23 protein-coding genes are annotated in these 22,026 nt (G+C 45.3%); 11 read left to right on the top strand and 12 right to left on the bottom strand.

What is annotated here, in order from left to right:
- Positions 1–200: 200 nt before the first annotated feature.
- The 5 genes from QT984_RS03985 (at position 201) to nrdJ (QT984_RS03965) (ending at position 6,744) form a co-directional block, all read left to right on the top strand.
- The gene (locus tag QT984_RS03985; protein WP_333053680.1) at positions 201–2,363 is read left to right on the top strand and encodes a DUF4394 domain-containing protein; all 2,163 of its coding nucleotides are present in this window, start codon (positions 201–203) and stop codon (positions 2,361–2,363) included.
- 422 nt (positions 2,364–2,785) lie between these two features.
- Positions 2,786–3,073, top strand: a complete 288-nt coding sequence (locus QT984_RS03980; protein WP_333053679.1) for a hypothetical protein — start codon at positions 2,786–2,788, stop codon at positions 3,071–3,073.
- Positions 3,074–3,281: 208 nt separating this feature from the next.
- Entirely contained in the window at positions 3,282–4,526 is a 1,245-nt protein-coding gene (gene nrdJ / locus QT984_RS03975) for a ribonucleoside-triphosphate reductase, adenosylcobalamin-dependent (RefSeq protein ID WP_333338486.1), read from the top strand.
- A gap of 104 nt (positions 4,527–4,630) precedes the next feature.
- On the top strand, positions 4,631–5,665 hold the full coding sequence (locus QT984_RS03970; protein WP_333053676.1) for an NUMOD3 domain-containing DNA-binding protein: 1,035 nt from the start codon (positions 4,631–4,633) through the stop codon (positions 5,663–5,665).
- 5 nt (positions 5,666–5,670) lie between these two features.
- Positions 5,671–6,744, top strand: coding sequence for a ribonucleoside-triphosphate reductase, adenosylcobalamin-dependent (gene nrdJ / locus QT984_RS03965; protein WP_333231792.1), 1,074 nt, complete (start codon positions 5,671–5,673; stop codon positions 6,742–6,744).
- 82 nt (positions 6,745–6,826) lie between these two features.
- On the opposite strand, the gene QT984_RS03960 is transcribed toward nrdJ (QT984_RS03965), so the two are convergent.
- Positions 6,827–8,113, bottom strand: coding sequence for a Glu/Leu/Phe/Val dehydrogenase (locus QT984_RS03960; protein ID WP_333208160.1), 1,287 nt, complete (start codon positions 8,111–8,113; stop codon positions 6,827–6,829).
- Positions 8,114–8,533: 420 nt separating this feature from the next.
- Here QT984_RS03960 and QT984_RS03955 point away from each other — a divergent pair, with 420 nt between their 5' ends.
- Positions 8,534–9,145, top strand: coding sequence for a DUF4126 domain-containing protein (locus tag QT984_RS03955; protein WP_333053673.1), 612 nt, complete (start codon positions 8,534–8,536; stop codon positions 9,143–9,145).
- Positions 9,146–9,353: 208 nt separating this feature from the next.
- Here QT984_RS03955 and hemH read toward each other — a convergent pair whose 3' ends face one another.
- Together hemH and QT984_RS03945 are read right to left on the bottom strand one after the other, a co-directional pair.
- Positions 9,354–10,517 carry a ferrochelatase gene (hemH, locus tag QT984_RS03950; RefSeq protein WP_333373270.1) on the bottom strand — a complete coding sequence of 388 codons (1,164 nt, stop codon included), beginning with the start codon at positions 10,515–10,517 and terminating at the stop codon, positions 9,354–9,356.
- 113 nt (positions 10,518–10,630) lie between these two features.
- On the bottom strand, positions 10,631–10,846 hold the full coding sequence (locus tag QT984_RS03945) for a hypothetical protein (protein WP_333231801.1): 216 nt from the start codon (positions 10,844–10,846) through the stop codon (positions 10,631–10,633).
- Between the two features lie 92 nt (positions 10,847–10,938).
- On the opposite strand from QT984_RS03945, the gene QT984_RS03940 reads away from it, so the two are divergent.
- The gene (locus tag QT984_RS03940; RefSeq protein ID WP_333053671.1) at positions 10,939–11,127 is read left to right on the top strand and encodes a hypothetical protein; all 189 of its coding nucleotides are present in this window, start codon (positions 10,939–10,941) and stop codon (positions 11,125–11,127) included.
- Between the two features lie 143 nt (positions 11,128–11,270).
- Here QT984_RS03940 and QT984_RS03935 read toward each other — a convergent pair whose 3' ends face one another.
- From QT984_RS03935 to QT984_RS03920, 4 genes are all read right to left on the bottom strand, one after another.
- Entirely contained in the window at positions 11,271–12,395 is a 1,125-nt protein-coding gene (locus QT984_RS03935) for a hypothetical protein (protein ID WP_333373267.1), read from the bottom strand.
- Between the two features lie 236 nt (positions 12,396–12,631).
- Positions 12,632–13,330 (bottom strand): GDYXXLXY domain-containing protein, encoded by a 699-nt coding sequence (locus QT984_RS03930; protein WP_333373265.1) that lies wholly within the window; start codon positions 13,328–13,330, stop codon positions 12,632–12,634.
- Between the two features lie 98 nt (positions 13,331–13,428).
- Positions 13,429–14,829 carry a DUF2157 domain-containing protein gene (locus QT984_RS03925; RefSeq protein ID WP_333373262.1) on the bottom strand — a complete coding sequence of 467 codons (1,401 nt, stop codon included), beginning with the start codon at positions 14,827–14,829 and terminating at the stop codon, positions 13,429–13,431.
- Positions 14,830–14,908: 79 nt separating this feature from the next.
- Complete coding sequence (locus tag QT984_RS03920) at positions 14,909–16,069, bottom strand: transposase (RefSeq protein ID WP_333373259.1); 1,161 nt, start codon at positions 16,067–16,069, stop codon at positions 14,909–14,911.
- Positions 16,070–16,118: 49 nt separating this feature from the next.
- On the opposite strand from QT984_RS03920, the gene QT984_RS03915 reads away from it, so the two are divergent.
- The 3 genes from QT984_RS03915 to QT984_RS03905 all read left to right on the top strand — a co-directional run bounded on the left by QT984_RS03915 (position 16,119) and on the right by QT984_RS03905 (position 17,770).
- On the top strand, positions 16,119–16,358 hold the full coding sequence (locus QT984_RS03915; protein ID WP_333373255.1) for a ribbon-helix-helix protein, CopG family: 240 nt from the start codon (positions 16,119–16,121) through the stop codon (positions 16,356–16,358).
- A gap of 80 nt (positions 16,359–16,438) precedes the next feature.
- Complete coding sequence (locus tag QT984_RS03910) at positions 16,439–17,074, top strand: Uma2 family endonuclease (RefSeq protein WP_333373252.1); 636 nt, start codon at positions 16,439–16,441, stop codon at positions 17,072–17,074.
- A 543-nt stretch (positions 17,075–17,617) separates the two neighbouring features.
- Positions 17,618–17,770, top strand: a complete 153-nt coding sequence (locus QT984_RS03905; protein ID WP_265237021.1) for a hypothetical protein — start codon at positions 17,618–17,620, stop codon at positions 17,768–17,770.
- 164 nt (positions 17,771–17,934) lie between these two features.
- Here QT984_RS03905 and QT984_RS03900 read toward each other — a convergent pair whose 3' ends face one another.
- The 5 genes from QT984_RS03900 to QT984_RS29725 all read right to left on the bottom strand — a co-directional run bounded on the left by QT984_RS03900 (position 17,935) and on the right by QT984_RS29725 (position 20,102).
- Entirely contained in the window at positions 17,935–18,393 is a 459-nt protein-coding gene (locus QT984_RS03900) for a hypothetical protein (protein ID WP_333239944.1), read from the bottom strand.
- Positions 18,394–18,792: 399 nt separating this feature from the next.
- Positions 18,793–18,957: a hypothetical protein gene (locus QT984_RS03895; protein WP_333373248.1), complete on the bottom strand. Its 165-nt coding sequence runs from the start codon at positions 18,955–18,957 to the stop codon at positions 18,793–18,795.
- A gap of 67 nt (positions 18,958–19,024) precedes the next feature.
- Positions 19,025–19,735: a DUF547 domain-containing protein gene (locus QT984_RS03890; RefSeq protein WP_333373245.1), complete on the bottom strand. Its 711-nt coding sequence runs from the start codon at positions 19,733–19,735 to the stop codon at positions 19,025–19,027.
- Between the two features lie 91 nt (positions 19,736–19,826).
- Complete coding sequence (locus tag QT984_RS29730; RefSeq protein ID WP_445305854.1) at positions 19,827–20,012, bottom strand: pentapeptide repeat-containing protein; 186 nt, start codon at positions 20,010–20,012, stop codon at positions 19,827–19,829.
- A gap of 12 nt (positions 20,013–20,024) precedes the next feature.
- On the bottom strand, positions 20,025–20,102 hold the full coding sequence (locus QT984_RS29725) for a pentapeptide repeat-containing protein (protein ID WP_445305855.1): 78 nt from the start codon (positions 20,100–20,102) through the stop codon (positions 20,025–20,027).
- Positions 20,103–20,371: 269 nt separating this feature from the next.
- On the opposite strand from QT984_RS29725, the gene QT984_RS03885 reads away from it, so the two are divergent.
- A complete protein-coding gene (locus QT984_RS03885) occupies positions 20,372–21,850 on the top strand; it encodes a bifunctional orotidine-5'-phosphate decarboxylase/orotate phosphoribosyltransferase (RefSeq protein WP_333373242.1) in 1,479 nt (492 codons plus the stop codon).
- Positions 21,851–22,026 lie beyond the last annotated feature (176 nt).

Below are 22,026 nucleotides of genomic sequence, written 5' to 3'. Positions count from 1 at the left end.
TGTCTTTAGGACTGGGTTTATTTGAATCCGGGGGCGGGTTTATATATCATTTTAGCTGCCTGTAATACTTGTATGGCAAGCCCCCCCCTACAGCCGAAAATCATAAAAACTATCCTAAAAGTGCGAATTTGTGATATTTTGACTGAGAATACCACCGCCGTTAGGCAACAGAAGTATCAAATTTAGAGGGTGATTAGAGCATGGCAGAAATTAGAGGCACCGCCCAAGCAGACTTGCTAGCAGGAACTCCAGAAGATGACCTGATTTTTGGTTTGATGGGCACTGACACCATTGCCGGAAACTCTGGTAATGACAGTATTTTTGGAGGTAAGCAAAGCGATTTAATTGATGGCAATTCTGGTCAAGATTCGCTTTTTGGAGATTTAGATAACGACATTATTAACGGCGGCGAAGGTAACGATTTTTTAGTGGGCGGAAAAGGCAGCGATTCCATATCGGGCAACTCCGGCAATGATGTTTTGTCGGGCGATCGAGATACTGATATCCTGATAGGCGGAGACGGGGCAGACCTATTTGTTTTGAGGCGCTACGCTGAGGCTGACCCTTTCCGTACCAGTGGCGGTGTTAGTTTGGCAACTGCTGACCTGATCGCCGATTTTACACCCGGTACAGATTTAATCGGTTTGGGGGAAGGTCTCAGTTTTAGCGACTTAAATATTTTGGAAGCTGGAAACAATACTGTTATTCAAGACCGGGTAACAGGAGAATTTCTCGCTACTCTCCAAGGAGTGAGACAAAGTGCGATTAACCAGGCAAGTTTCACTAATAATATTAGCAGCGTTGTTCCCAATCCCCCGCCTCCAGCGCGGACAACGGCTTATGCTTTAACTCCTGCTAATCGGATTGTCGGTTTTAGTCTTTCCAATCCCGGAAGTGTCCTCACAGATTTGCCCGTAACTGGATTGCCAGCGGGAGAAAGTTTGCTGGGAATTGATTATCGGCCGGCTAATGGTGTGCTTTACGGTGTGGGTTCTAGCAATCGCTTGTATACTATCAATCCGATGACTGGGGAAGCAAGTCCAGTCGGTAACGGGCAGTTTGCTGTTCCTTTAACTCCGGGGGCTGCAGGTTTTGATTTCAATCCGACAGTCGATCGAATTCGCTTTGTCAATGAAGGCGATCAAAACGCCCGCCTCAACCCGGATAACGGGGCACTTGTGGATTTTGACACGGTGGCGGGGGGAATTCAACTCGACGGGAATTTGGCTTATGTTGCGGGCGATCGCAATTTTGGGTCAAATCCGGCGGCAGCAGGGGCTGCGTATGTGAATAACTTTGCCGGGGGAACTTCGACAACCCTGTTTGTAATTGACAGCGATTTGGATGTTTTGGTGCGACAAGATCCGCCGAATAATGGAGGGTTGAATACGATCGGATCTTTGGGAGTTGATGCGAATAGCGTTCTCGGCTTTGATATCAGGAGTATTGGCGGCCGCGAGGTGGCTGTGGCGGCGCTGGAAGTCGGTGGCATTTCCGGCTTGTACAATATCAATTTAAGCAGCGGTCAAGCTTCCTTTGTCGGTCAAATTGCCGACGGAAGACAGATTAACGGTTTGGCTTTGCCTTTGCCTACAGCTTACGCCTTAACTGTCAGAAATGGCGCTGAAACAATTGTCGGTTTTAACGAAGCGGCACCGCGGGCGATTCTCAGTGACGTGTCAGTTACAGGGTTGCAGCCCGGAGAAAGTTTGCTGGGAATTGATTTTCGCCCCGCTAACGGTGTGCTATACGGTGTGGGTTCTAGCAATCGCTTGTACGCGATTAATCCAGTTACTGGGCAAGCCAGTGCCGTCGGTAGCGGGCAGTTTGCTGTTCCCCTAACTCCGGGGGCTGCGGGTTTTGATTTCAATCCGACAGTCGATCGAATTCGCTTTGTCAATCAAGCCGGTCAAAACGCCCGCCTCAACCCGGATACGGGGGCAATTGTCGATGTTGACACGCTGACGGGGGGAGTTCAACTCGACGGGAATTTGGCTTATGCTGCGGGCGATCGCAATTTTGGCAATCCCGGCGCGGCGGCGGCTGCTGCGTATGTGAATAACTTTGCAGGGGCAGCTTCGACGACACTGTTTGCAATTGACACCAATTTAGACATTTTGGTGCGGCAAGATCCGCCGAATAATGGGGTGTTGAATACGATCGGATCTTTGGGAATTGATGCTGGTACTGTTCTCGGCTTTGATATCAGGAGTGTTGACGGTAACGAGACGGCTTTGGCTGCGATCGATGTTGGCGGAGTTTCCAGTCTATACAATATCAATTTGACGACTGGTCAAGCTTCGATTGTCGGTCAAATTGGTGACGGGCAAGGGATTAAAGGCTTAGCACTAACTTTGATTTAAATGGTGCAGTCCGACAGTCCCGCAGTCCAACAGTCCGACAGGGGTTGAAACCCCTGTCTCATAGCGAAAGTCCTCTAAAGAGGACTAAAAATTAGCAACTAAAAATTAGAATTTGAGTCGGTTTTTAACCGACTTTTGCTATTAGCCAGGGAATTCATTCCCTGGCGGGTTTCGGGAGAATGGAACAGCCTTTTTTCTTCAGGAAAGTTGGAAGGTATCGAGAATGTACCTCACACGCACGCAATCCGCTATCAAATAAATTCATCGTTAATTTGATAATAATATCAAGTCGGGTCGATCCATTATAATATAATGCCATATCTTGTAGGGGCGGGTTCACCAGTATTCTCTCCCTCAAAACCAACAAATTCATCAACCCGCCCCCGCCCATAGCAACACTAATCGATCGGACACAACATAAAATGTTATCTCAAGTTTTTTACTTGCTACGTTCCCGCAGTGACGGCAAATATCTGTCCGCGAATCCCAATCCAGATGCGGCAGTGAGTTACCTGCTGATGTTTCGCGAAGACTATGACGCTTTGAGCTATCTCAATGCCCACGCTGCTGATGTTGCCGATCGATTCGGAGTAGAATCGATTTCCGGTTCTCAGGTAAAAAAGCTACTCGAACGTTGGGGCTTTAACGGCGTGGGGGTTGTTCAAGACCCGCTGTTACCGAATATTGAGTTTTTATTGACAAATAATTGACAATTGACAAGATTTGCGCTTCACCCGGTTTCTGGAAGAAATCGGGTTTTTTTGTCAAGTTTTGAGCCGATCGCCCGATCGAGTTTGTACAGTTCTGTGCCCCATATCTAGTGCAAATTGTCAAATATATTAACCTTTTACCCTAAATCTGAATCCTGTTGTATATTCGTAGTCTGTTGATTTATTCCGACACGTCAGTACACAACCTATGGTTAGAGAATTAGAGCGATCGAGTGCCAACGAGAAACGCAACCTGTCCGATTTCCCCGAAACAGCACCCGCCGCCAATCCCGTATTTTTTAGGACTTACAGCCGCCGTACCGAGACGGGAAGGGAGACTTGGGCCGAAGTGTGCGATCGAACAGTCAAAGGGCTGCAAAAGCTGGGAAACCTCACCCCCGAAGAAACACAACTCCTGCACCGGATGCAAAACGAGCTCAAAACCCTCGCTTCAGGCCGCTGGCTGTGGGTAGGTGGCAGCAAATGGATCGAGCAACCAGAGAATTTTTCCGGCGCATATAATTGCTCCTCAACAAATATTCTCGACTGGCGTTCCTTTGGTTTGTTAATGGATTTGGCAATGATGGGCTGCGGCACTGGGGCAGTATTGGAACCACAATATATCAACCAACTGCCACCTATCCGCAACCGTTTAACCCTAACCATGCAAGGCGAAATCGGCTCCACACCCGCCCAGTCGCGCCGTCAAGAAACAGAAGTAAAAATAGCAGAAAAAACCGCAACTATTTATGTCGGAGATTCTCGCCAAGGTTGGGTAAGCTCCTATCAAAGTTTGCTGGAATTATCCACAGATGAAAGATTTGCCGGAGAAGTTCAAGTTTTCATCGATTTGAGCGACGTTCGCCCGGTGGGAGAACCTTTAAAAGGTTTTGGCGGAGTAGCAAATCCGGTGAAATTGCCCGACCTTTATCAGCGCTGCGCGGCAATTTTGAATAAAGCTTTAGGGCGGCAGTTAAATTCAGTTGAATGCTGCGTGTTGATTGATGAAGCGGCGGTCACGATCGTCGCCGGCAACATTAGGCGCAGCGCGGGGATTCGTCAATTTGATTCGAGTGATGAACTGGGCGCAAATGCTAAAAATAATTTGTGGCAGCAAGATGAAAATGGCAACTGGAAAATCGACCCCGATCGAGATGCTTTGAGAATGGCAAATCACTCTCGCGTTTTTCATCATAAACCGACGCGGGAAGAGTGTATTGATGCCGTTCGCCAACAGTATTATTCTGGTGAAGGTGCAATTCAATGGGCTGGTGAAGCTGTAGCTAGAGCTAACGTTGATTTACTTTCAACACCGAGTCTTAAACTTGAGTTTTTGAAAGCTTACGACGAAGGAAAAGCTAAACAGTGGTTCCAGGAACGCTATCCTGACATGACTGCGGAAGAATTAGAACACCGGTCAGTTCGTTTGGGCTTAAACCCGTGTGGTAAGTAATTTTGCCTCACGTTAAAAACCTCGCAAATACGGGGAAAGCTGAAATGCTAATCCCGTGGTAATCAGAAGAACTAAAAAGCTTTTGACACCGTACAGCGTAGAGAGTGAAGCTAGATTACAATGAAAAAAGCAATCTAGAATATAATCTCTCCAAGAGTGTGGGGGCGCGTATGACAAGCACCTTTTATGGCTACTCAGGTTTCTACGGTGAGCATTGTTTAAGGTCAAGTCTTGAGTACATTTACGCGAAATACCTGGACTACATGGAAATTGGCTGGACATACGAAGATAAAACCTATCTACTCTCGAATGAAGTTCGGTACAAACCAGACTTCCTTCTAGAAAATGGTGAGTATGTCGAAATTAAAGGCGTTTTTAATTATCAAAGCGACTTGCCAAAAATTCAGCGATTTGAGTCTGAGTACAATGTAAAAGTTACTATTTTTCAAGAAAAAGATCTAAGACAACTCATTAAGGATACTCCTTTTGTATTTGAGCATTTGAAACAGGAATGGAAATCTCATGCTAAGGTAAGAGGCATGGATAATTTCGGAAAGAGAAACCCTATGTATGGCGTTACTCAATCTGAAACCACCAAAGCCAAAATCAAAGCTAAGGCGAAGGCAAGATTTGCAGATCCTAGTTTCAAGGAAAAGTTTGTCAATAGTGCCAAGCGAAAAGCATACCATGAGTCACGCAAGGGCAAGAAAACAGGTGCATTAGTACCTAGATTTATTCTTACTTGCGAATTTTGTCAGAACAGTTTTGAAGTTATACAACACAAAGTATCGAAGCGTCGTTTTTGCTCCAAAAATTGCTCTGTTCAGGCACAGCATGGAAAAACTTCAACAACTAATTCTGATATTCAAACATTAGCTCATGCTTTTGCCTTGGATAATTATGAGACACTCTTATCTGTAAAGTTGAATAACCTAAAAGAGCTTTTTCAAGCTTTACAGGACTCAATACAAAAAGAAAATAACATTCTGGATATCCGAACAATATGTCAGATTGTTACAGGTAAACCATGTAGCAGAAAGGAACTCCTCTATTATTTGAGGGAATACGCGCAAAAGGTACGCGGAGCTACTGCGAAAAATAAAGCAGTAGAACTAGAGGATAAAAAGCCTTTAGGATAACAAAAATGGAAATTATCGGTTCTAACTTTCACTGTAATTTGGCGGAGGTTCACCTCAATCAAATTGACCCTTACAACTTCAAAGAACAGGAGGAAGCTTTCAAGGCTGCGGCTCTATCTGTGGCGGTACTTCTCAATCACAAATTTCTTGAACCCCGCTATCAATACAGCCGCGAACTCGACCCGATTGTCGGCGTCTCTTTCACGGGATTGTTCGATTTCTTCGTTCACGCTTTTGGCGTTGAGTGGCTGCGCTGGTGGGTGGAAGGTCGCCCGCAAACTCCGCAAGGAATCGCTTTTAAACAGCGGGAAGAAGAGTATTTGAGTGGTTGGCGCGAGATTGTGAATCGGGTAGTATGGGATTATTGCGATCGCCATTCCTTAAAACGCCCAAATCGCTGCACAACGGTTCAACCATCGGGTACTAAATCTCTGCTGACAGGTGCTTCTCCCGGCTGGCATCCGCCGAAAGCCCAGCGTTTCATTCGCCGAATCACTTTCGGCAAAAACGACCCCGTAGCCCTCGCCTGCATCGACTACGGATACAACGTGATTCCGTCTCAATCTGACAAAGATGAAAACGGCAATTTGCTGAACAATCCCTTCGATGAACGCTGTACAGAATGGCTGGTAGAAATACCTGTTGCGGTAAGTTGGGCTGACTTGCCCGGTGCTGATGAAATTGACATTAACAAATTCTCAGCGGCGGCACAAATGGACTTTTATATGCAAGTGCAAAAGTTCTATGTCAGACATAACACTTCTGCCACGATTGAACTGCGCGAAAATGAAGTGGAAAGTTTGGGGACTCGGATTTATGAAGCGATTCGCGATGATGAAGGCTACATTTCCGCAGCGCTTTTAGCTCGGTTTGATGCTCTTGAAACTTTCCCGCGTCTGCCCTTTGAACCGATAAGCAAGGAAACTTACACCAAGATGGTGGAAGAGACTTTAGCGCGTCGCCAAATAGATGTTTTTCATGCGGCACTAAGTCGTTATGACTTAGGTGAAATGATGGATTCGGGGCCGGCGGGCTGCGATTCCGATAAGTGTTTGATGCCGGAGACTAAGGCTATGTAATAGCCAATAGCCAAATCCCCGACTTCTGAAATTACTTCGATATTTCACGAAAATAACCAGAAGAAGTCGGGGATTTTATTTCTCAACCCTTCACATAATAATCCCGCGTTCCCTTCGCATTCATCGCTTCTCCGAGTCGATTTAACCCGTACACGTAAGCAGCAGTTCTCATGGAAACTGACAATTCCTGAGATTTTTTCCAAATTGCCTCAGTTTCTTCGACCATTTTATGCTTCAACCGCTGGTTGACTTCCTCCAGCGTCCAATAAAGTCCGCTGCGGTTTTGCACCCACTCAAAATAACTAACCGTTACGCCTCCGGCATTGACTAAAATATCAGGAATTACCTGAATTCCCCTCGATTCTAAAATTAAATCAGCAGCAGAATCAATCGGCCCGTTAGCTACTTCAAAAATAAACTTAGCCTTAATATCATTAACATTGGCTTCTGTTATTTGATTCTCCAAAGCTGCTGGAACCAGCACGTCTACATCTAATGCTAAAAGCTGTTCATTTGTCAAGATTTCGTGTTCGATAATATTGCAAACCGAACCTTCGCAGTAAAGAGCTTTGATACCTTTGTTAGAATCTTTAAAACCTCGAATACTGGGGATGTCCAGCCCTTGTTTAGCATAAATTCCCCCTTGGGAATCGCTGACAGCAACAACTTTGTAACCTGCTTTCCAGAGCAGTTCTGCTATTTCTGCACCGGCATTACCAAAACCTTGTACTGCTACAGTTGTATCTTGAGGATTTAGCTCAAATTTGGGTAAAATAGTTTGTACTACAAAAAAAGCACCCATTGCTGTGGCCGTATCTCTGCCCAAACTGCCGCCGATTGTCACTGGTTTTCCAGTCACAACCGCTGGAGAAAGCTGTCGCTTAATAATGTTGTACTGATCCATCATCCAACCCATAATCATGGGATTGGTGTAGACATCCGGCGCGGGAATATCGACATCGGGGCCGATGAAATCTGCGATCGCATCGACATAGCCCCGGCTCAAACGTTCCAATTCCAGTTTGGACAATTCCTTGGGATTGAGAGTAATTCCGCCCTTGGCTCCTCCAAATGGCAAGTTCAAAACTGCACATTTAAACGTCATCCAAAATGCTAAGGATTGCACTTCATCAAGGGTTACTCCCGGATGATAGCGCACTCCTCCTTTAGACGGGCCTCTGGTATTGTCGTAGCGCACTCGATAACCTTGGAAAATTCGCAGGGAACCGTCGTCCATCCGCACGGGAATCGATACCACTAAACTGGATTTGGGGTGTTTCAGCCTTTCGATCGTATCCTCGGAAAGGGACACATATTTTAAGGCTCGTTCTAATCGGCGGCTGGCATCGGCAAATAATGATTCAGACATAATTGGAAGGAAGAAGGAAAGCACGACACGGATTTTGACACGGATACACGGATACACGGATTAATTATTTAGTGTCCGTCAGATTTTGAAGTCAGAGGGAAGAAGCAAGAATAGCTGACATCTTAATTTTAAGTGTCTCTGCTGATCTACTGGTTTTCCTATACATTTTAATTTAATCACAATCCAGGTTGAATTCTGTCAACTGTCAATGGTTAACTGTTTACAAACTGCCTTGTGTCGATCGACTTTTCGAGCAGTGCCAAGCAGCTATTAAGCAGATACACTTACAATAGAGGGTGATATTTAAGCTCAAGCCACAATTTGAGTTCGATCGCTCAAATCAGTGCCAGCCATCAGGGGAATTAAATTCTGAAATATATCGAGGCTTTAGCTGACGTTAGAAACTGAATTATTATTATTATGCTTGGACTCCTAGCCGCACTCTCTGCGTCTGCGGCAGGGGGTATGAGAATTGCCATGCCCCTGCTGTTAATTGGTTTGTTGCGGATTGACAAACTTTGGTCGGAAATACCTCTATTGTCTGGGCTTCACCCCCAGGTGGTGATAGCAATTTTAGTGAGTTGGTCGCTGTTAGAGTTATTTGCTTCTAAAACCTTTGTAGGACAGCGGGTACTGCAAATTGTGCAAATTATTTTCAGCCCTATTGTAGGAGCAATTATGGGAATTGCGATCGCTCAAGTAAGTTCGATCGAGGAAATTATTGCTCACCCTTGGATGCTGTGGATAATTGGTATTGTCGGAGGTTTGTTGGCTTTAGTGCTGCAACTGGTACAAGCAGGATGGTTTTATCGGCTGCGGGGTTTGCCGATTTGGGTGATTTTCCTCCAAGATGTTCTGTGCATTTCCTTGGTTTTGTTTGCCTTTGACGCACCGCGGCAGGGAGGGTTAGTGGCGATGATGCTGCTGTGGCTGGCAATTCGCAGTTCAAAAGAGTGGTATCGATGGTATAAAAGTCAGGGAATACCGGGCGACAGGGGAAATCCCCGCCGCCGCAAGCGCGATCCTGATTAATTAGTGATTAGTTATTGGTGATTAGTTATTGGTGATTAGTCATATCGTTTACGGTTGTTTCGGAATGATTTAACCGCAGAGGGCGCAGAGGGCGCAGAGGAAGAGAAGAGAGAGATGAATAATTCCGATACCAACGGATTTTATATCATTAGTCCTTTTTAACAACAGTGAACAGTCAACAGTCAACTGTCAACTGTCAACTGTCAATTTAAAGCAATCCGATCGAGTGTAGCGGGCCCTGACCCGTAATTAACTCTAGCAATAGTGCCACAAAACCAATCATCGCCACACGACCGTTCCAGACTTCCGCCCCCGTGGTCAAGCCCCACTCCCACTGCTCTTGAGGGTACATTTTCACTTTTTTGGAAGGGCGTATAACATCGGAGAATTTAACGCTGGGAGATTCGATCGACTCGATGACTAAATCAGCCAAGGCTTCAATAAACACCGGATGAGTATTCAGTGCGGGCACTCGGTAGAAATTTTTAATCCCCGATTCTTCTGCTAATTCTCGATACTCCATGTCAATTTCTTGAAGAGTCTCGATGTGTTCGGAAACGAAACTAATCGGAACTACCAACAAATCTTGGACTCCATTTTCTGCCAATTCGGTAATGGCGTCTTCGGTGTAAGGCTTGAGCCATTCCACCGGGCCAACCCGACTTTGATAAGCTAGAGTGTGTTCGTTCGATCGATCCAAATGTTCCATAATCAGACGAGTGCAATCTTCAATCTCGCGCTGATAGGGGTCTCCAGCCTCTTCTACGTAGCTGAGGGGGACGCCGTGGGCGCTGAAAAAGATGTGAACTCGATCGGGATCGGGATTGTGGTCTAGTTGTTGGGCTATCAATTCCGACATTGCCTGAATGTAACCAGGCCGCTGATACCAAGAAGGAATCGCGGTATATTGTATATCCTTGAGGGCTGGATCTTTGCCCCACATTTCTTCTAGCTGCCGGAAGCTAGAACCGCTGGTGCTGATGGAAAATTGAGGATACAGCGGCAAGATTGTCAAATGTTCGATGCGATCGCGCTTAATTTTGGCGAGTGCCTCTTCGGTAAAAGGATGCCAGTAGCGCATCCCCACGTATACTCGAGCATCTTGTCCCTTTTCTTGCAAGAGTTCTTGCAGGGAAGCGGCTTGTTCCTCGGTAATTCGCCGCAAAGGAGAGCCGCCACCGATTTGGCGGTAGTTTTCCTGGGATTTTTGAAAGCGCAGGGTCGAAATCAACCAGGCGAGCGGTTTTTGCATCCACGGAAACGGAATGCGAATGATTTCCGGGTCAGCAAACAAGTTGAACAGGAAAGGACGGACATCCTCGATTTGATCTGGCCCGCCCAAGTTTAATAGCAATACTCCCACACGACCCATAGCGGTTACAGCTCTCCCATCGTCTCAGTTCTGTTACTTATCTTTATGATATAACTTAATAATATCTTAAGTCGATAGCAAGGTATACATAATTTTGACTATAGCAACAATTTTTAGAGATTTAAGTTATCGGTATCAGTGTCTCTAGGATTGCGATCGCACCTCTGGCTGCTTTGAGCGTAGGCGGCAATGCTCGTTTGGGTCACAACGGCCAAGGAAAAATGTACCATCAGCCAATTATTATTTAGAAGCTTTTGCCGACTGTCAGTTTGACAGGAGTACACAGCAGCGTTGCGATGCACGAAATGCAACTGGCGCAATTGCGACAATCTTTCAGGAAGTATACCGCGCGGTCAAGTCCGGTGGTCTATTCATTTGGGTAGATTTTCCTCTGCATACAAATCCGGTATTTAGGTCAGGGTTGGCTGTATTTTTGTGGTTGTTTGAGACTGAAACTGACTTGGGGAGTTTGTTGGCAGAGGTGGGATGGCGATCGTACAATTCCGAAGGAACTCCACAACCAAAACTTTATGCTGACGGCAGCATTCAAGTAATCCAAGTTCAAAAGTCAGTTGACAGTTGTCAGTTGACAGTTGACAGTTGTCATTAGCGCGCGGGGAAGAAACCGGGTTTCTACGAATTTTGGGTTGAGTGACGATAAATATCGGGAGAAACCCGGTTTCTGAGGTCGGCGCGCGCATCTTACTATACTTGTCAACTAATGACTAATGACTAATGACTAATGACTAATGACTAAACAAACTTTTTCGCTTCTGCCAAAGCCGCCTCAAACTTGAGCAATACATCCTTTTCTGTGTGAATAGCTTTCTCTTGTTCCAGCAGCGGGCGGCCAAAGCGAAAAATGCCGTCCTGTTCTACGTGGTCTACATAAGGCAGCGTTTCTGGATGCGGCAAAAATTTTCTGCCGATTGGGTACGGCGTGTGGAAAGAAAAACTAAAATCGGGAAACTTGTCGCTTTTGATTTCGAGATAGTAAAGCGAGTAATAATCTTTGATGTCGGAGTACACGCATTCGCGACACTTATTTACCAATTTGCGGTTCTGATAGAAAAAGTCCCACTTATCCCAATAGTAGCCATCTTTCATCATTTCCTGGTGGTCGTCGCACAGTTCGAGATATAATTTGTCAGAATCCGCCGGACGGTAGAAGTAAAGCATGGCGTAGGGCATTTCAATCAGTAACTTGACTGCTTGATTTTTTCGCTGATACCATTCCTGCTGGTGAGTCTCGTAGACTTCCTTATATTTATTAATTGCTTTAAAGCTGTTGAGCTGATTTTCTTTGGCCCAGCGCGACGCCCAAACTGTCCAGTAAGCTAGCTGGAAGGTTGCTGAAATTTCCGCCGAACCTTGTTCTTTCCAGTCGGCAATGATTTTTTCCCACTCGGAACTAAAAGCTACTCGTGATTGTTCGTTTTCTTCAGGCTTTTCTGTATTGATTGGGGTGGGTATTTCGCGATTATTTTTAATCAGCCCTTTGGGCTCTTTGCGCCAATTATTAATATCGGTTGGCGTTAGACTTAAGATGAATCTTCGGTCGTGAACGGGATATTCTAGATGGATTCCTGATTTGCGGAAAGAGCGGTATTCTAAAATAGGAAGTTTGTCTTGTTCAATCCACTGCTGGCGTTCTGCTGGCGAACACTTGAGTATTTTTTCTAATTCTACCGGATCGACCGCTAATTCACTTTTGAATGTCTCCCAAAATCTTTCTTGTTCGGCGGGATTTGCTTCCAGCAGGGATACAATTCGGTTGACGAGATGATCTGTTTGGTCTTGGCAATTTTCGGGAAGTCCTAAGAAGTCGAGGAGTTTGGTCTTGAGTATTCGTCTGGCAGAGATTAGCTCGGCTAACATGAGAAGCTCCAGTAGAGTCATGACTTGCGCCCTTGAACTGGCAAGATTTTTGCAAGTCTTATATATCTTAATAGATTCTTCTGGGTTGTCGGCAATTGAAATGTCCGCGCGAGCGAAGCTACCCCATTGCGCCTGCGGGCCCGTTGCGGTAGGGAATCGCCCAACCTCGGCCCCCTCCCTAAGCCCAAATACTCAAAACAAGGGCAAAAGACCGATCGACCTTTTGGCTAAATTGGCTAAAATCGATAATTGCGATCGCGCACCCACAAACTCACAGGCACAGCATGGCCTGTTTTGTCAACCTTTACTTCTACCAAAAATGATTGTCGCTGCTTCCTTTGAGCTTCGCTAATCTCCTGATTGACTTTTTCCCTTTCATCCTCTGGCATATAATAAGTTTCTAAGCCGTATTCCATCTGCCAACCGTTATATTTGCCCTTAATTGCGATTTGGTTGGCGGGCAAATTAACGGGATTTTCCAGACTGACGCGGACGGGTTTCCAAGCTTGGGGGCGGCCGGGATTAGTCGCGGCTTTTGGCGCTTCTAAGATTACATAAAAACTGGTTTGTGGTTTGAGATTGTGCGTATTTTTTGGACAAACAATTCCGGGCGGACAAGGTTTTTTTTCGGTAGGTAAATCTTTCCAGTCGGGGAGTTTTTGGAGATTTGTGAGATCGGAAATATCATATCTCAAAACTTGGTAATATCCGCGCAAAAAGTCGTAAGGGTCTACTGGTGCTGTTTGCAGGACAACTGTTTTGCCAGTAATAAAAGTGTAAACTGCGGTCGCGGGTACGGCGGCAATTAGTCCGATTTGCAAGAGTAAAGGAACCCACAGCCTCCACGCAGGAAGGCGTTTTGCTTCCGGGGGAAGCTGAAACACATTTGTTGTATCTGGATTGTTAACTAATAAGTCCATGTTGTTTGTGTTCATGTTATGTATGGGTTCTATTGTTTACCGTTGTTTCGGAAGGATTAAACCACAGAGACCGCAGAGGGCGCTGAGTGAGAGAAGAGAGAGATGAATAATTTCTATTCATCGGGGATTTTTGCGAAGTGGCGCTCGAACCACAAACCAGCAGCTATTACGCCTATTCCGCACAAAACAAATACAAAAGATTTGAGCAACAATCCTGTGTTATATTCAAAGACTCGGCTGATAATTTGCAGGGTGATTAATACCATGCCTCCCCAAAAAGTCCGGCGGTTTCCTAATGCTAAACCTTCTCGGATTAAGCCGACAGCGAGCAAAAATGATAAAACATTGAACAGAAAAGTTGCTAATTGAGGAAGGGGAGTAAAATTGAGGTGAATAAGCGGTATTAAGGCGCTGGCGAGGATTAAAATGCCGATCGCACTTGTAGTCAAATCCACTGCTTTTTGTCTTGGTCGCCGCAGTTCCAAACGTCCCAAGCGCAGCCACTCAAACACCGTGAAACCGCCCAAAACAGCCACATTTGCCAGCAAAACCCAATCCGACTCCGTTGGCGCAGGATTCGGCAAATCTTGCCAAAACCAGTGGAAAGAAAGAACATAAAACACACCGGCGAGAAACAGCAGGGCTAAACTGCGGGCGGTAGGTTGAAACAGCTTGCTGCGTACCTTGGGCCAGATTGCATCGTCGTATCCCCACAGCAAAGCGGGCGGTAGGGCACAAAAAATTGCAGCAGCCCAGGTTTGATTTAACCCTTGGACGATAGAAACTTGTAGGGAAAAAATTATCGCGATCGCACTTATGGCAAAAATAGCACGCGATCGACACCAATAAGCCAGCGGCACAAACATTATACTCGCTGCGATCGGCATTTGCCGCACCAAAAGTTCCAGCCAAGAAAACTCGACTTTGGAAGACCAATCTAACCCGGCAACCCAATAGCCTAAACCGACTAAAAGTGCGGACAAAACGCCCAAGGAAGTCAACCGCAAACTGTAAGCCATTCCGAGCACGCCGATTCCCCAAGCAAGGAAAAGTCCGTAGGAAGAACCGCCAATGTGGAACATTTGCGCCATCAATGCCATATTTGCTCCTAAAATCAGAGCTCCTAATAGCAACAATCCTTCACCTAGGAGTTTGTTTCGCCCTTTTGTTGCGGGCATATTGGGATTGGAGTTTTGACTTCGGGATGGGGGAATTCGCCACAGATAGAAACCTGCTGCATTGACTGCTACGAAAAGACTTAGCAGCAGTGCAACTCTCACTTCGCGCGACCAAACTTGCCAGTTTGCGGCTACAAAGGTGATGACTCCTATACCGAGGAGAATGCCGCCGAGACTCATCAGAATGCTGAGGAATCGGTTGCGGGAGGCGGTTTCGAGTGTGTTGAATTGGTAGCGTTCGGAAAGTTGTTGGTAGAATGAAGTCTCGATGAGTCCTTCTGCTTGCCAGAGTTTGGCTTGTTCTCGCAACTCGCGCCGAAATTTATCTGAAATCATTGTTAATATTCCAGAGGATTTGAACTGTGATAGTTTTTAATATTTGACATACTCCCCGCGCTGAAGCAACGGGGATTCTTCACGCTTCATTGACTGACGCTACCGAGGTAGTCTTACTCTGTCTCGACGTGCGTTTAGAGTCGTGGCAATGCCCTATCCCGACTTTTTCTATATTTACTGAGGCGTTTTCATCTCGGTCGTGTTCGCTACCACAGCCTAAGCAAAGTATCGAACGAACAGACAAATCAACTTTGCCCCACTTGAACCCACAATCAGAACAGCTTTGGCTTGTTGGCTCCCATCGACTGATAACTACAAACTTTCTCCCATACTTCTGAGACTTTGCTTCAACCAAGACTCTGAACTCTCTCCAACCTTGTTGACTAATCACCCTAGACAGCTTACGGTTTTTAACCATCCCTGACACGTTTAAATCTTCCAAAACGATAGTTTGGTTTTCACTAACGATTTTGGTGGACAATTTGTGCAAGAAGTCCTTACGGGTATCAGCAATTTGGTTGTGTAGCGTAGCCATCTGAATCCTGGTTCGGTTTCGTCGTTTTGAGTCTTTTTGTTGACGGGCTAACTTCTTTTGCAGCTTACGCACCCTACGGTCTAAGGCTTTGTAGGAAGGACTCACCGCTTTCTCGCCATTGCTCATCACGGCAAAAGTTTTAATCCCTAAATCAATTCCAACGCTTTGGTTTTTGGCGCAAACTTGAATAGGTTCTACTTCTACAACAAAGCTTAGGAAGTAGCGATTAGCACAATCCTTGATAATTGTGACCGAACTAGGTTCATACGGCAATTCTCTAGACCAGATTGGCTTAACAAGACCAATTTTTGCTAGATATACTCCATCCCCTTTAATAGAGAATCCCCCACGGGTAAGCCTTGCTGACTGGCTATTAGTTCGTTTTTTGAACTTGGGATAACCAATTTTCTTCCCTTTCCTCTTGCCTTTGCAGGAATCGAAAAAGTTCTGAAAAGCTATCTCTAAGTCGGCTACAGACTGCTGTAATGGAATGTTTGAAACTTCACTTAACCACGCCCTTTCTTCAGTCTTTTTTGCCTGAGTGATAACAATCTTTTGGAGTTCAGCGGATTTAGGCTTCTTTTCGGATTGCTTGCAGATAGCCAAAGCATCGTTATACACAACACGGACGCAACCAAACAACCGAGCTAAACTCTGTTGTTGCTGGTTTGTTGGGTAGAATCTGTACTGATACCTTGCTTTCATTATTCAATCCTCCTGCTATCATTGTATATCATATAGATACACAATAGCCATGAAAAAGAGCATATTTTTTCGACTGACTGACGAGGAGTTTGCGGAAATCGAAAATTACTGCAAGCAAACCAAACGAACAAAGTCTGATGTATTGAGAGAGTTAATTAGAAGCCTGAAAACGAAGAAAAAGCCGTCGAGCGAAGGACGGGGCTTGTGTCCCATTAGTTTTGGTCATTTGTGGCTCGATTGTCGATGGAGGCTGGGACACCTGCTGAACTTGCACAGCAGATTTGATTGATATCCTTCGGCTGTTGAAACCGTTTCTAGATAAACAAACTCCCAGCAGAAAGGAACGAATAAATTAAGGAATGTAATATTATGGTACAAGCTCACTCTAAAAAATTAACTTTTGACGAGTACCTTAATTACTCACATGATACGGGTCAACGCTATGAGTTAATTGATGGGGAGTTAATAGCTTTGCCACCAGAATCTGAACCTAATAATTTCATTGCTAATTATCTATTTTTCTATCTTGCTAGCAGCGGGCTAGTGCCACTCAGACTGATTAAAACGCATAATTGCGAGGTTCAAGTTGCCGTTTTGCGTTGGCGAAGCCCTCGAAGAGGATCGGGAGATGCCGCCAACCGCTACCCCGATTTGATAATTCTGGAACCTGAACATATTCCGCTGACAGCAATCAGGCTAACTATCACTTTCGATATGCTGCCTCCTCGGTTTGTTGTGGAGGTAGTGAGTCCGGGTAGAGTGGGCAGCGATCGGGATTACGATCCTCTTCGAGGGCTTCGCCAACGCAAACGAGCTCAGTACGCAGCGCGGGGCATCGCAGAGTATTGGGTTATCGATCCAATTGAAGAAGTAGTGACAGTTTTGCGGCTTGAGGATGGGCAATATGTTGAGGTTGGGGTGTTTCGGGATGGAGAGGCGATCGTATCTCCGATGTTTCCACAGCTAAGTTTGACGGTTCAACAGATTTTGAGTGGAGAGGTTTAATGGCGGATCAATAGCTAATTGGTTAGCATTCATCTAACCACCTACCGATTAGTGAAAATCTCCACCCTCAACCTGATTGAGGCCATGTTTCAATCCCTGATAGGGATTTAGGTTGATTGCAACCTGTAAGTTTCGCTAACAGTCACACCCTTTTTAGATAGTGACGTGAGAATATCACCAACCTTACTTTGCTAAATAAATCTAGGCGGGGAAAATTCTATTTCCCAGCCTACCTAAAGGCTGCAACCCTTACACATCAGAAAACGCCCATATCCTGAGCCAACATTTGGAGAAGGGGCAGATCTCGCTCGATTGCAGATTCAATTTTATTACGTTATAATCTAAGAGTCAGCCAACCACTTGTAAAAATATAGCTTTTGCTGTTTTCTACAAAGTAAGAACGGCTGTATCAAACCAGCAATTATACTCTCTCAAAATACAAGAATAAGCTTAGCCGGCGTTCCTCAAGGAGCGCCTTTTTTTTTTGCTTGTTTCCAAACGAAAGGAGAGTGTGTTGCACAATCAAACTAGAAGAATTAAACCATGAACAAAAGTCTGTACTTAATCTCTACTATTACTCTAACTGCTGCGTTGAACTTCTTGCCCGCTTCTTCAAGCAGTATTCAGCTAGAAAAGGCAGCACTGAGTATAACTCTAGTTGAATATGTGAAAAAACTCCTAGATAAAGAGGATTAATCGTAGATAGGCGAGGGATTCCCATCTACAGCTTACAATGTTGTAACTTCATTAGGATTCGCTCATTTCCTGATTTAGAGCCTCAAATAAAGATAGGCGGGGATAGTCACATTTCCCCGCCTAAGCCCTGTAAACCTTACCGATACATCGAAAAAAAAAAGATACTAATCATTTAATTTTGGACTATCATCGTTTTCTTTTGTACTCTGAAGAAGTAGTGTTGTATTGACAATCATTAGAATACTTATGGTATTCATATTGATTAAAAATTGTGGGGGTATGATTCGACTTGGTAAATAAAGAAATATAAAATAAGTTATTGCAAAGTAAGTAAAAAAAACAAAAATATGTTTTATACTATACCAAAAAATTGTCCAGAAAAAACCTACTACCTTACGTAGAAATAAAAACAATATATGGATGATTTCACTCTTTAGTAGTTCTTTATCTGTCCTTGGATCATCATCATATATAAAAAAAGAATATTTACTCTTACCAGCAGCCTTTAAACCCTCATTAAGTGACCATAGCGTGAGATATAAAACCACTCCAATAAAATACAAAAAAGCACCAAGAATAAAGAATGCTTGTAATTGATTCATTAATGCTTGTAATTGATCCATTATATTATTTACCCAAAAAATTAAGTAACTTGTCTCAATTTCATTCTTACCCACACACAAAGAGATGTGCAAGGGTAAACGTAAACTATTTACATAAAACACAGCTTAAAAGTCTCAAAACCTTAATTATGTAAGGTTTTATCTGTCTGTGACCACTCTCACCGCCCTCACCGCTCTCACCGCTCTCCGACCGTGCAACCTCACCCCCTCACATCCAGTTTTTAAAAAGCTGTGGGTTCTCAGGTGCGAGTGTGACGCAAAAAATCTAGACCGCTCCGACCGTAACAAGGTGCGACCGCTCCAACCGTGCCAGCCAGTGCGACCGCTCCGATCTTGCGACCGTGCCAGCGCTGCGACCATGCGACGTTGCCACCTTGCCAGCCGTGCCTGTGATGCGATTTAGGCAGTACCAGCCGTGCCAGACATCCAATCACCCCAAAACTCCCCACAACGCTCTAGATAGCTGTATTTTGCCAGCTTGCCAGTGCCAGCCGTCCGATCGTGCCAGCCGTCCGATCGCCGTGTTGCCTCGGAGTCATCCGATCGCCCTGTTGAATCTGGCAATTTGAAGGGGTAACGACAGCCGAAAAAAATCACCCCTCAAAAAAACACCTACCCACAGGCGCAAATCTCAACCTTCAACCCGATTCAAATTCCAGTCGTAAGGCAAAAAAACGATCGCCCATCCATCACCCACAGCCGCCTCCGGCCCCAAATAACCGCCCACATACTCAGCCACCGAACCCGCCGCTTTTACAAAATCCTCGCCGTACCACTTAAAAATCTTGCTCAAATAAAGCGTCTTTTTCTCGGCATCAGATCGCACCTTATCAGGATTGTGAATAAAACGGTTGGCATCCGCTTCTAGTTGAGTCCGTACCGACTCCGGGAAATAAGCCCCCCGGCGCAGCAGCGGGCACCCGACAGAAGCGCAAACTAATGCAAAATGGATGCGCGGTTCCGCAAATTCCGGCCGCAATATTGCGTGTTCGATTTGATTGAGACTGTACTTTTTGCCGCCAATAATCACATTTGAACGAGTGAAAAAATCCAAAAAACTCAGCCAGTTGGGAATTCCCAAAACTTTGGGACGGATGGACGCGATCGGATATACTTCCAGAACTTGAGAAATTGCGATCGCATTATACGCATTCAGCCACAACGCCAGCCGCGCATCCGCATCAGTACCATCCGCCAAATCCACATCGGCCAAACTTTCCAGCCACCCCCTCAAAACATCAGCCCCCTCAGCTTTCCAGCCCCGATAATTGACGCGGCCCAAATCGTCAACGTAGCGTTGCAGCAACTCGTCCCAAATCGTAAAGTCGATCGTAGCGCTCATTTATTACTATCCATAATATAAGGCCGGCATTGCTTTAACTTCTGCTTCTATAGCAATCCTAAATCATTTGTGAATTTCTTACTCCCTCCCCTTAGCAAGGGGAGGGTTGGGGTGGGGTAAAAAATTTACGACTCCTGCAAGGATTTCTATATTTAATACTAGCCTCAATCGAAATAACACCTGCAACGGTAGTATTTTTTAAATTAACCCCGTCAAACGGGCTCTGGATTAAATTAACTGGAGTCAAATTAGCGCCTTGTAAATTAGCTTGCCACAAAGAAGCGCCACTCTAATTTGCCCCCGATAAATTAGCTTCCCTAAAATTTGCTTCTCTCAAATCCGCATTTGCTAAACTCGCCTTCCCCACGGAATGCCGCTCAAATCGCCGCCCGGACACTGGTTAGTTTACCGCAACTAATTGATTTGCTGCAGGTTAGGTGCAATCACCGGTGTAGCCAACCCGAAAATCATTCCTCATAAAACTGCTCCCAAAGTTACAGATTTCCTGCTCTTTACATTCTACAATCTTAAAAGATTCTTACTTTCAATTTCAACGGGGATCGGTTTCTTCCGGCACAACACCAATCCCACTTTGACCTGCAATTTTTTAAATTCCCCTTACCTCCATAACACACTATGACGGATCGAACCAACTTTTTCGATAAACTGTTAGCGGCTGTTGAAACCAATCAAAGTTTGCTGTATTTAGCCCTCGATCCCGACCCAGAAACCTTGCCCCCGCAGGTTTCCATGACTGGGGAAGAAACTCAAAGTTTTGTAACTGATTTGTTTGCTAAGCTAAAAAGTGCGATCGACCAAACAGCAGATTTAATCTGTGCCTGCAAAATCACCCTCGGTTTTTACCAATCTCTCGGTATTCCCGGTTGGGCATTGCTGCAAGAAATTTTAACAATTATTCCCCCTCACCTGCCAGTAATTTTAGATGCCAAACACTGCGATTTAAATACCAGCACAGTGTTTGCCAAAATTGTATTTCAAGACTGGCGCGTGGACGCTATTACTTTAAGTCCCTATGCCGGATTCGACCAAGTAGCGCCATTTTTGTTATACGCTGGAAAAACTGTTTTTGTCCTCTGTGCCACCGCCAACCCGTCAGGGGCTGCTTTGCAAGAATATCCGACGCAAAACAACCCTTTTTACTTGCAATTAGTCCGACTCTCTCAAACTTGGGGAACTCCCGAAAAAGTCGGTTTAGAAGTAGGAGTAATGCCGGATATGTTAGCCCGCATCCGCAAAGAAGCTCCTGAACGCCTAATTTTAGTCGAAGGAGACATCCCCGAAGAAAATGACCTCACAGAAGAAAACGACCTCGCACAACTGCTGGCGGCCGGTTTAAGCACAAATGGTGACGGTTTGCTGCTGCCAGTCCCCCCAAGTTTATTAGCGGGAAAAGAGCCACGCCCAGAAATTGAGAAATTGCGGGATAGTATTAATCAACAGAGGCTGCGGGCGATCGAAGGTAGTCCCACTTGCGAATTGTGGCTGCCCGATGTTTGCTTTTTGCAACCGGAACCTCACCGCGATTTAATCTTGCAACTTTATGACATCGGCTGCGTAGTTTTTGGCGACCACGTACAAGCATCGGGAGCCGTATTTCCATATTACATCGACTTGCGGAAAATAATTTCTATTCCGCAAATTTTCCATCAAATTGTCAGCGCTTATGCAGACATTCTCAAGGATTTAAAATTCGATCGCATTGCCGGAATTCCCTACGGTTCTTTACCCACAGCAACGGGTTTAGCATTGCGGATGGAACGCCCGATGATTTTCCCGCGCAAGGAGGTGAAAACTTACGGGGCGGGCAAATTGATTGAGGGGCATTTTCAGGCAGGAGAAACGATTGTCGTAGTCGATGATATTTTGATTAGTGGCAAAAGCGTGATGGAAGGCGCGGCTAAGTTAAAATCGGCTGGCTTGAATGTGGAAGATATCGTGGTATTAATCGACCACGAACAGGGAGTCAAAGATAAGATGCAGGCTAATGGTTATCGCGCACATTCTGTGTTAGCGCTTTCGGAAATAGCTGAAGTTTTGTATCGAGCAAATCGCATTGATACCGAGCAATTCAATCTTTTGACAGCGGAACATTAAACCCCAATTCCTGTAGGGGCGGGTTCGCCCGGATCTATAAAACTCACAAAAAATCATCATAAACCCGCCCCCACCAACGAATAATTCACATCAATTCCAGTAGGGGCGGGTTCGCCCGGATCTATAAAACTCACAAAAAATCATCATAAACCCGCCCCCACCAACGAATAATTCAC

This window comes from Microcoleus sp. Z1_B2, assembly GCF_036700325.1.
Classification (GTDB): domain Bacteria; phylum Cyanobacteriota; class Cyanobacteriia; order Cyanobacteriales; family Microcoleaceae; genus Microcoleus.
The sequence above is the reverse complement of the archived record's forward strand: the minus strand, read 5'-3'. Positions and strand labels throughout refer to the sequence as shown.